Raw genomic sequence first — 10,537 nt, 5'->3', positions numbered from 1 at the left:
AAAAAAATGGACAATCAAACTATAAAATCAATCACAGGAAATCATCATTATCTAAAAGCTTTTTATGCGGCATTTAAAAACTAAATTGGTATTATTTAGAAAAGATGCAATTCAAAATAAAGATGTAAAAAACTCATCAAACAAAAAAAGGCTACTCGATAGAGCAGCCTTTGTAAAAAATTATTTATTTATTGTTCTAGAAAATATAACCAGTCCAAGCAAATAATGATGCATCAGTACCAGTGTTAGCCGTTGTTACAGTTGCTGTAGCAGTAGTAGAACCGTTAGTTCCAGAGAACTTGTTATCTGTACCATCTGCAGTACCGTTTGCAGTTGCATTTACAACAGTTGCATCCGTAGCTGTTCCTTTATCATCATAAAAGTCGATAAAGTCAGAAGCAGTTGCTGTACCAAAAGTACCTGCTAGCGCGTTATTAACTGTACCAGTTGCACCACGACGTATCTTGATAAGGTCAGAAAATTCTACTGCATTACCAGAGTTGATAATAGTAATGTTATTAACTGTAAAGTCAGATTGAGTATTATCTGATGGAGAGTTACCATCTAGGTTACCATCTGCTTCAATACCTCTTGGGTCTGAAGTTACCGCTACATAAGATGCCTCACGAACACCGTAAAGGTTAGTAAGTGTACCTCTATACCCCTGTGTCACATCAAACATGTCATCTTTTGCATTTAAAACAAAGATGTTAGAGGCATTTACAGATCCGCCGAAAAACTCGATAGCATCATCATCACCGTTTGCGATCCAGATGTTAGAAAGAGTTGTTCCAGAACCAACACCGTTAAGAGTAAGACCGTTATGCTCTGCATCACCATCGATACGAGCACCAGTATACTCTATAATTACGTGATCTAGTATACCAGAATTTTCTGTATCATTATTACCACCGAAAAGGATACCAGCGTTTACTTCAGTACCAGCTTCATTCTGTCCTTGTGCGTTCTGACCAGATATAAATGCATTACCGTTAATAATTACACCACCCCAAGCAGCAGGAGTTCGTGAAGTAGAAGTAAATCTAATAGGAGCTGAAGGAGAACCGTCTGCTACTATACGACCACCTCTTTCAACAAGAAGATAAACATCAGTACCACCAGCGTTTGCAGTAATAGTTGTTCCTGCAGGAATAGTTAATGTCGCACCATCTTTTACAAAAACAGGACCACTAAGTACATAAGCTACATTTGAGTCAAGTGTTCTACTTTCTGTAATGTTACCTATTAGGTTAGAATCGTCACCACCAGTTGCTGGTCCAGCCACATCGTCATCAGTTTCACATGCAGTGAATGTTAAAGCAGCAATTGCAAGAGCAGATAGAATTAATTTTTTCATCGTTTTGAGTTTAAATTTTTAAATTCGTTTGTTGCTGCAAACATACTATTGTAATAAGGCGATTAAGGTTATCTAAACTTTACGAAACTTTAAAATTTATAGCTATATCCTAGACTAATATCAACACCGCGTTTATAATTACTTAACACTACGTTGTTATCAGATCCGTCTCTTTCTAGCTTTATATCTGGGTTAAGAAGGTTTTTTGCTTTTAAAGAAAACTTACCATTTTTTCCTACTCCTATGGAACCTATTAGATCTAATGTAGGCACACCTACTTCTTTTATATTTTCAAATCCACGTGTTCCTACAGAGAATACACGCTCACTGAAGTAGTTAAATACTACCGCAGCATTCACATTACTCTTACCTATAAAAGTGTTGTAGTTAACATCAAAATTTAATAAAATAGGCGCAGCTCCTTGAAGCTCTGTAGAGTCTTCACTAAATTGTGCCAGTGGATCTTCTAGGTCTTGTTTGCTGTATATATAAGATGCGTTAAAACCAGCAGCTAATTTTGATTCACGATCTATTTCTAAACCAGTATCCGGCATTTCTCTTACAAATAGGTTTTTTCTTATTTCAAATTCTGCTCCTAATACCGTTGCATTATCTCCTACATTTAAGTAAGTAAGCGTACTACCTGCACTAGGAATCTCAACTCTTGAAACTGGATTTGAAATATTCTTATAGAATCCAGTTATAGAGATCAACTCTCCTTTAGTAGGATAATATTCATAAGCCAGATCGAAGTTATAAATATCAGAGAACTCAAGATCAGGATTACCCTGTATAGAGAACTGTACACCGTCATATCTAAAAGGTGCGATTTCCTTAAAACGAGGTAACATATAAGTCTGACTTGCTCCTAATCTTATAATGTTATCTTCATTAATATTAAACTTCATACCTAAACTAGGTAAGAAAAATGATTCTTTAATAGTAGAAACACCATCTATAGAACTACGTGCTATGTTTGTATTAAACTCTACTTCTTGATCTATATTTTCAAATCTACCACCTACGTTAATTAAGAATTTATCAGAAAATGCTTTTACATAGTTTACCTGACCTGCGATAGTTGTTTTATCACCTATGTAATAAAATGGATCAAATGCATTAGGATTAAGTGCACTACCACGTCCCGTCTCTAGTCTGAAGTTTCCTGCGTTAATAGATTGCTGATTATAAATAGCGTCTGTATCATTAATATCTACAGCTATTCTTGTATCAAAAGTATGGTTAAAAGTAGTGGCTTTAAAAACGTGATGGGTTGTTCTGTACTCAGCTCCTAATGTAATGTAGTGCGCTCTTTCATCTTCTTCACTAGTATTAAAGTTGTATTTTAAGTTTGCGATACCGTTATAATCGTTTTCTTGTACTTCACTAAAATACCTTTGATTATTACCACCAGAGTCAATGTTTGGAGAATAAAAACCATCTCTTAATAAGTACTCAAAACTACGTCTGTCTGGCTCACTACCTCTTATCGCATTAAAAGAAGCTTTTACATCTAGATCTATTCTATCAGAAAGCTCAAAATGAGATAGTAATTGATTTACATAAAGGTTATTATTATTAGTTTGTTGTCTTCTTACAAATACTCTATCACCTTCTTGTTCTGGATTATTTACACCTTCATACTCTTGAAAACTTTGCGAGTTCTTGTGAATATAACTAGATATGAATTCTATGTTGTTTTTACCAAAACGGTAATCAAGATCTGCCATTGCAATTTGAGAAGTTTCATAATCATACTTCTCTCCTTCTACATCAAAATATAAAGTACCATTACTAGTTGTGTTTTGCACCTGGCGCTCAGCAAATTTATATCCATTATCAAATGTCAATAAACCATATACGTTCAAGTAATTATCACCAATATCGATTCTTTTACCACCAGCGATAGAAAAACCTACATTAGGACTAGTAGAACTAACATTAGGCGCTAGTTGATTCTCAAAAGAATACAATCTCAAGTTATTTACAGGTAAATCTGCATCACTAAAACCGAAGAAACCCTCTCCATCTATTCCTTTAAAATCTTCTCCTATAGTCTGAGTATTCACTCCAGAAGAAAGACCTACTTCAAGAGCGCTTCTCCCTTTTAATCCTTTAAGGTCTATATTAATGTTTGCACCAGCATTATCTCCAGTGATACCAGAAGTAAAAACCTTGTTTATATCTACACTTTCTAAAAGATCTGAACCAAAAAAGTCTAAAGAGATATTTTTATATTCTGGATCATCAGACGGTAATGGCAATCCATTAAGGGTCGTAGAGTTATAACGATCACCTAATCCACGTACAAAAACGTTTTTCACGCCAGCTTGCTTAGATATACCACTTACCTTAGTAACAGCACCTTCTGCATCGCTTACCCCTTTTTGAGAAAGCTCCTCAGCACCTATAGATTGCACTATAGTTACTGCATTCTTTTTTTCTTGAATTAACGCTTCCTGACTTTCTCTACTTTTAGTCGCAATAATTTCTATCGTCCCTAGTGTAGCAGCCTCGGCAGTCATAGGCACATCTACCTTTGTTATAGAACCACTTACTATTTTCACATCAGTAATCTCTACTGTTTGCATTCCTACAAATGTCACAACTAATGTGTACGTGCCTGCAGGTGCTACTATAGAATAGTAACCATCCATATCTGACTGTGCACCTAGAGATGTACCCTTAAGTTGTATAGACGCAAATGCTACTGATTCATTGTCAAAATCTTTATCGGTAATTAATCCTGAAACCTTACCGCTTTGCGCTGTCGCAAAAGCACTTAGGAATAAAATAAAAATAAAAAATAACTTCTTCATTATGTGTGAATTATATTTTGCAAAAAAACAAACTAAATACACTTGACTAGGTTACTATAATATTAAGTCACTTATTAGCTTTGTTAAGAAACAGTAAATTCTAAGTAACTTAATCATACCTTAAAATGATTCTTATCTTGCACAAAATTTCCTTTTAAATGAACTGGCAGCAATTATTATCATTAAAGAGATATGGCGATTCACATCCTAGACCTCGAGCAAAACAAGATGAGTTAAGACTAGGCTTTGAGGTAGATTATGACCGTGTTATATTCTCACAACACTTCAGGTCACTACAGGATAAAACCCAAGTCATCCCTTTAAGTCAGACAGGTTTTGTGCACACTAGACTAACTCATAGTCTTGAAGTAAGCGTTGTAGGGCGCTCTCTAGGTAGAATGGCAGGAAAACTTATTCTAGAAAAGCATCCAGACTTAGTAGCATCTGGTTATAAACTACAGGATTTTGGAGCGATAGTAGCCGCAGCCGCACTAGCGCACGATATAGGTAACCCACCATTCGGACATAGTGGTGAGAAGGCTATAGGCAGTTATTTTAAAACTGATCGAGGAGCAAGGATGATAAGTACGCTTTCGCGAAAGCAACAACAAGACCTACTTTCCTACGAGGGAAATGCAAATGGATATCGTTTATTAAATCTCGATAGCCCAGGAACTGCCGGAGGCTTGAGGTTATCATATGCTACCTTAGGTGCTTTTATTAAATATCCTAAAGAATCCTTACCATACAGACCTACTAAGCATATTTCTCAGAAAAAATACGGCATCTTTCAGGCAGATGTTGATCATTTTAATGATGTGGTTAACGAGCTAGGTCTGCTCAACAATACCGATAGTGAAGAGTCTCATTACCGCCACCCACTTACTTACCTAGTAGAAGCTGCAGATGATATTTGTTATACGATAATCGATTTTGAAGACGGTATCAATCTAGGCTGGATAAGTGAAGACCATGCGCTAGAGCAATTAATAAAACTAGTAAAAGATACTATAAGAACAGATATTTACACTCAGCTCTCTACGACTTCAGAAAGGCTATCCTATCTAAGGTCTCTAGCGATTAATAATCTAATTACCGACTGTATATCGGTTTTTATGAAAAATGAAAAGGCCATACTCAACGGTACTTTTTCACGTGCGCTTACTGATAAATCCTCGTACAAAGCACAAATAGACGACATACTAGCCATTACTATTGATAAGGTTTATAACAATGAAGAGGTCATTCAAAAAGAAGTAGCTGGTTATAAGATATTACAAGACATTCTGCACGCTGCCGTTAATGCTAGTATAAATAACCTGAATAATACAGAGGACTCTTATGATAAACTGATTTTAAAATCATGTAAAGGACTAAGGTTAAATGGAACCACAAATTATGAACGTATATTAGATGTTTGTGGCTACGTAGCATCATTAACCGACAGTAAATCGATAGCTCTTTTCAACATTATTAATGGTAACATCTAGAGGAATCTATTTTTAAATACCTTATCTTTAATTCTTTAATTACGTAACTATGAATAAAAAAATACTTTTAACTAGTATAGCTATATGTATTACAGCAGTTAGCTCTTATTACTTTTTAAGTAAAACAGAGCCTATCATTTCTATTCAAAAAGCAAGAGATCTACACAAGCGGTACGTAAATAACAGCCCTTATAAAGAGACTATAAAACTTTCTAGAGAAGAGCGCAAAGCTCTTTCTATACCGCCTAATGCGTATAATGAGCGTATATGGGAATTAAGTATGAATCCTACTATAGGAATTCCTACACCATACAAAGTAGAAACTATTGCTGCTAGTTTTACTAAGAGCGCGCCTGGATCTACAGCTAGAGCATGGGAAGAAAGAGGTCCGTCTAATATAGGTGGTAGAACTAGAGTGGTTTTTTACGACCCCAACGATGTAGGTGTTAATAATGGTGATGGTATAGATTACAACCGTGTTTTTGCCGGTGGTGTAGGTGGTGGTTTATGGGTTAATAATGACATTACATCTCCTAACTCTACATGGAATATACTGCCTGGACTGGCTGCAAACTTAAACGTAAGCGCTCATGCTATAGACCCTAACGATCCTATGACATTCTATATAGGTACTGGTGAGCAACATGTTTCAGGTGCTGCAGTAGGTAATGGACTTTATAAAACTACCGATGGTGGCGCCACATGGACTAACGTAAATATTACGCCTGCAGGACAGGGAACTATAGGCAGCACACAGGCAGATTTATTCACTGCCGGTATATTTTTTATTAACGATATAATAGTAAGAAACAACAACGGCACTAGTGAGGTGTATGTAGGAGTAGGATCTACTAATTATGTAACCCCTAACTTCAATATTTCGAACCCAGTAAATGTATTAGGAGCACAAAACGCTGGGCTTTACCGCAGTGTTGACAGTGGTGCAAACTGGTCGAGAATAGAGAATACGTCCATGGCATATTTCTTTGCTGGTCAGACTTTTTATGTCGCTCCTAATGATTTTGAAATAGCAGCAGATAACAGTCTTTACATGGGTACAATATCTGTACCTGGCACGAACACAGGCGGTGGTCGTTTTTATAAATCTACTGACGGTATAAACTGGACATTACAAAGCTCTATAAGCGGTGGTAATCGTGTTCAAATCGCGGCCTCTAAAACAAATCCTAATTTATTTTATGTAGCCATACAACAAGGCAGCGCTGCAGATCTATTTGTTAGTAATGACGGTTTATTAACTACCGTAGCTATTAATGAACCTAATGATGCTGACAACTCTATACCTGCTACCGATTTTGCTAGAGGACAGGCATTTTACAATCTTGTCATAGAAGTAGATCCTTTTAACGATCAAATCGTTTATGCAGGAGGAATAGACAGTTTTAGATCTACCGACGGTGGTAACTCTTGGTCTCAAATATCAAAATGGATCAATGCAAACGGATTGCAATCTATTAACGCACCGTTTGTACATGCAGACATTCATGCATTAAGTTTCCATCCTACAGATTCTAATCAGGCTCTTATAGGTAGTGACGGTGGCGTCTCTTGGGCCTCCAGCCTTAATAACGCATCTTTAAACAGTAATTCTATATCCACTAGAAATAATGGTTATAACGTGACTCAATTTTACTACGGTAGTATCGATTCTGATTTTTCTAATGGAGATAACCTAGTAGGAGGTGCACAAGATAATGGAACGCTAGTTATCAACAATGCCACACCAGGAACAAATAACTTTATTGAAACTCTAGGAGGCGATGGTGGTCATGTAGCAATAGATAGCGATGATAATTATGCCGTAATATCATCTCAATTTAACAACCACAGACTTGTCCGCTATCCCAGTTATAATTTTGCCTATTGCATCGCCACATCAAATTGTACTGATGGAGGAGCAAACGCAGATGGTGATTTTATTAATGTGGCAGAGTTAGATCACCATCTTAATTACCTTTTCTCTAATTCTAGAAATTTTAATGGCACAAATGGTATCGATACCTGTGAGTTATTAAGTAACACATCGATATGCACTACCATTACTAACAGTTTAATTTCTAGTAACAGACCTACAGCTATGAAAGTCTCGCCCTACACATTAGGTTCTTCTACCTTAATGGTCGGAACAGAGTTCTCTCTAGTACTAAAAGTTACCAACGCAAATACCACAAATCCTATATGGACTAATATCACTGGACCTAACTTTTTAGGTAGTGTGTCAGATATAGAATTCGGTGCGACAGAGTCAGAAATTTATGTAACCATGCACAATTATGGAGTTGAGAATATATGGTACACAAATGATGCTGGTGCAACATGGAGTGCCAAAGAAGGTAACTTACCTGATATGCCTGTAAAAACTATTTTACCTAATCCATTATTACCAGGAGAGGTTATCATAGGCACTGAAATGGGAATCTATGCAACCAGTGATTTTAACAGCGCTAGCCCAACATGGCAACCACTTATAAATGGTATGACTAACGTAAAAGTTGTAGACCTGGATTTAAGAACTACAGATAACACCATACTAGCAACTACTCATGGGCGTGGCATGTTTACTGGAAAATTTGATACTCTTAGTATAAGTGCGGTAGATAAAACAGATCTAGGCATTAAAATCTACCCTACCGTGTCTAGTGGAAACATTAGCATCACTTCTAGTAAAGATCTTATAAACACAAATATTAAGATCTATAACTTAAGTGGACAACAAGTTTTTATGAATAATAGCGATTTAAGCACTGTAGAAACTGCGTTACAACTCGATTTAAAAAGCGGCTTTTACCTAGTAAAAATTAGCTCTAACGGCAACACGCAGACAGAGAAAATTATAATTGAATAATTAAAGAAGTTCTTTAATCAATTTCAACACGGCCTCCTTATCGATTCCTGCTATTTTATGCAAATCGGCAGTGGGGCCGTGTTCCATGAATGAATCTGGAATACCTAGTTTATATACTTTTCCTTGGTACGCTTTCGCGAAAGCGAGATCACCAACAACACTTCCTAGTCCACCTACTACCGTACCGTCTTCAATGGTAATAATGTGATCGTGATTTTTAAAAATCAATTCTAATGCCTTAGTATCTATAGGTTTCAAAAACCTAATATCTAAATGAGTAATACTTAATTGCTCTTCCTTAATTATGTCTTGAATCATAGTTCCTATAGGTCCTATGCTTATTACGGCTATATAATTTCCATCACATAGCAATCTAGAAGAACCTATTTCCATAAGCGTAAAAGGTTGCTGCCAGTCCACAATTTTACCACGCCCACGAGGGTACCTGATTGCGATAGGTAAATCCAGTCCTTGAGAAGCGGTAAACATCATATCTCTTAATTCTACAGCATCCATAGGTGCTGAGATAATTATGTCTGGTATACAATTTAAATAAGCCAGGTCAAAAACACCGTGATGTGTCGCACCATCTTTACCGACTATACCTGCTCTATCTAGACAGAAAATTACCGGCAATTTTTGCAACGCTACATCATGAATTACCTGATCATAAGCTCGCTGTAAAAAGGTGGAATACACGTTACAAAAAGGTACTAATTCTTGAGTCACCATTCCAGCGGCTAGTGTTACCGCATGCTGCTCTGCAATACCTACGTCAAAGGCACGATCTGGCAATTCTTCCATCATAATTTTCATGGAACTACCAGTAGGCATCGCTGGAGTGATACCTACGATGCGATCATTTTTCTTTGCTAGTTCTAATAGAGTGATTCCAAAAACGTCTTGAAATTTAGGAGGTAATTTACTAGTATCACAAGGTGTTAATTCTCCTGTGATTTTATCAAATTTCCCTGGCGCGTGGTAACGCACTTGGTCTATTTCGGCCTGTTTAAGTCCTTTTCCTTTTACCGTTCTCACATGTAAAAGTCTAGGTCCTTTTAAGCTTTTTTGTCTTTTTAGCTCTTTAATTAACAGCGGTAAATCATGTCCGTCTATAGGTCCAGAATAATCTAAGTGTAGTGATTCAAAGATATTATCACTACCTGTCTCTTTACCAGATTTAGTTTTGGTCAGGTATTCTTTAAGCGCACCTACGCTAGGGTCTATTCCTATCGCGTTGTCATTGAGAATAACCAGCACATCTGCTCCACTGACGCCAGCATGGTTCAAAGCCTCAAAGGCCATACCGCTAGCTATACTCGCATCACCTACTATAGCAATGTGTTTTCTATCTTCTTTCTTTAAAGCACTAGCCATAGCCATTCCTAGAGCGGCACTTATAGAGGTAGAACTATGCCCTGTCCCAAAGGTATCGTAAACACTCTCCGATCTTTTAGGAAAACCAGATATCCCACCTAGATCTCTATTGGTATGAAAAACGTCTCTACGACCAGTTAAAATCTTGTGTCCATAAGCCTGGTGCCCTACATCCCAAACCAGTTGGTCGTCTGGAGTATTAAATACATAGTGTAGAGCGATAGTAAGCTCTACCACACCTAGACTTGCACCCAAATGTCCTTCTTTAGCAGCTACTACATCTATAATAAAAGCTCTTAATTCTTGTGCAACTCTAGCCAGATCCTCTTCAGGAAGTTGCTTTAAATGAGCAGGAGAATTAATCTTAGAAAGTAGTGTCGGAGCCATGTTTCAAAGGTAAGACGTATGAACTTGAATCTGAACTCGAAAATGAATTTTGAAAAACAAAATCAAAAAAACTCATTCTAATCATATGAGATATAAGCTACAGTAGTTTTACATAAAATAAGCGATAAGTCTCCTGTTTTATTAAATCATTCAACGTCTAGAAACTAACATGCTGCGTTTTTTTCTTGGCATCTTTGGTTAATATCAACTGAGCTTAGAAATAGCAAAAAAGAATCAAGAC

General features: G+C 36.7%; 5 protein-coding genes. 2 read left to right on the top strand and 3 right to left on the bottom strand.

What is annotated here, in order from left to right; translation table 11 throughout:
* Positions 1-196: 196 nt before the first annotated feature.
* Both Q0838_RS05060 and Q0838_RS05055 read right to left on the bottom strand, forming a co-directional pair.
* Positions 197-1,357 (bottom strand): hypothetical protein, encoded by a 1,161-nt coding sequence (locus Q0838_RS05060; protein ID WP_298952028.1) that lies wholly within the window; start codon positions 1,355-1,357, stop codon positions 197-199.
* 89 nt (positions 1,358-1,446) lie between these two features.
* Positions 1,447-4,176 (bottom strand): TonB-dependent receptor, encoded by a 2,730-nt coding sequence (locus Q0838_RS05055; RefSeq protein WP_298952026.1) that lies wholly within the window; start codon positions 4,174-4,176, stop codon positions 1,447-1,449.
* 158 nt (positions 4,177-4,334) lie between these two features.
* Between Q0838_RS05055 and dgt the strand changes: the two genes are divergently transcribed.
* Positions 4,335-5,666: a dGTP triphosphohydrolase gene (dgt, locus tag Q0838_RS05050; RefSeq protein ID WP_298952025.1), complete on the top strand. Its 1,332-nt coding sequence runs from the start codon at positions 4,335-4,337 to the stop codon at positions 5,664-5,666.
* 49 nt (positions 5,667-5,715) lie between these two features.
* A complete protein-coding gene (locus Q0838_RS05045) occupies positions 5,716-8,532 on the top strand; it encodes a T9SS type A sorting domain-containing protein (protein ID WP_298952023.1) in 2,817 nt (938 codons plus the stop codon).
* Here the strand turns inward: Q0838_RS05045 and Q0838_RS05040 are convergent, their stop codons facing one another.
* Positions 8,533-10,296, bottom strand: coding sequence for a 1-deoxy-D-xylulose-5-phosphate synthase (locus tag Q0838_RS05040; RefSeq protein WP_298952021.1), 1,764 nt, complete (start codon positions 10,294-10,296; stop codon positions 8,533-8,535).
* Between the last annotated feature and the right edge of the window lie 241 nt (positions 10,297-10,537).

The sequence above is a fragment of the uncultured Nonlabens sp. genome (genome assembly GCF_947495285.1).
Taxonomy (GTDB): Bacteria; Bacteroidota; Bacteroidia; order Flavobacteriales; family Flavobacteriaceae; genus Nonlabens.
This window is presented reverse-complemented; position numbering and strand designations above follow the sequence as displayed.

What these genes read in the sequence shown, in the direction of transcription:
- Q0838_RS05055 (WP_298952026.1), bottom strand. Translation starts at nt 4,176, where the DNA reads ATGAAGAAGTTATTTTTTATTTTTATTTTATTCCTAAGTGCTTTTGCG.
- Q0838_RS05045 (WP_298952023.1), top strand. Translation starts at nt 5,716, where the DNA reads ATGAATAAAAAAATACTTTTAACTAGTATAGCTATATGTATTACAGCA.
- dgt (WP_298952025.1), top strand. Translation starts at nt 4,335, where the DNA reads ATGAACTGGCAGCAATTATTATCATTAAAGAGATATGGCGATTCACAT.
- Q0838_RS05040 (WP_298952021.1), bottom strand. Translation starts at nt 10,296, where the DNA reads ATGGCTCCGACACTACTTTCTAAGATTAATTCTCCTGCTCATTTAAAG.
- Q0838_RS05060 (WP_298952028.1), bottom strand. Translation starts at nt 1,357, where the DNA reads ATGAAAAAATTAATTCTATCTGCTCTTGCAATTGCTGCTTTAACATTC.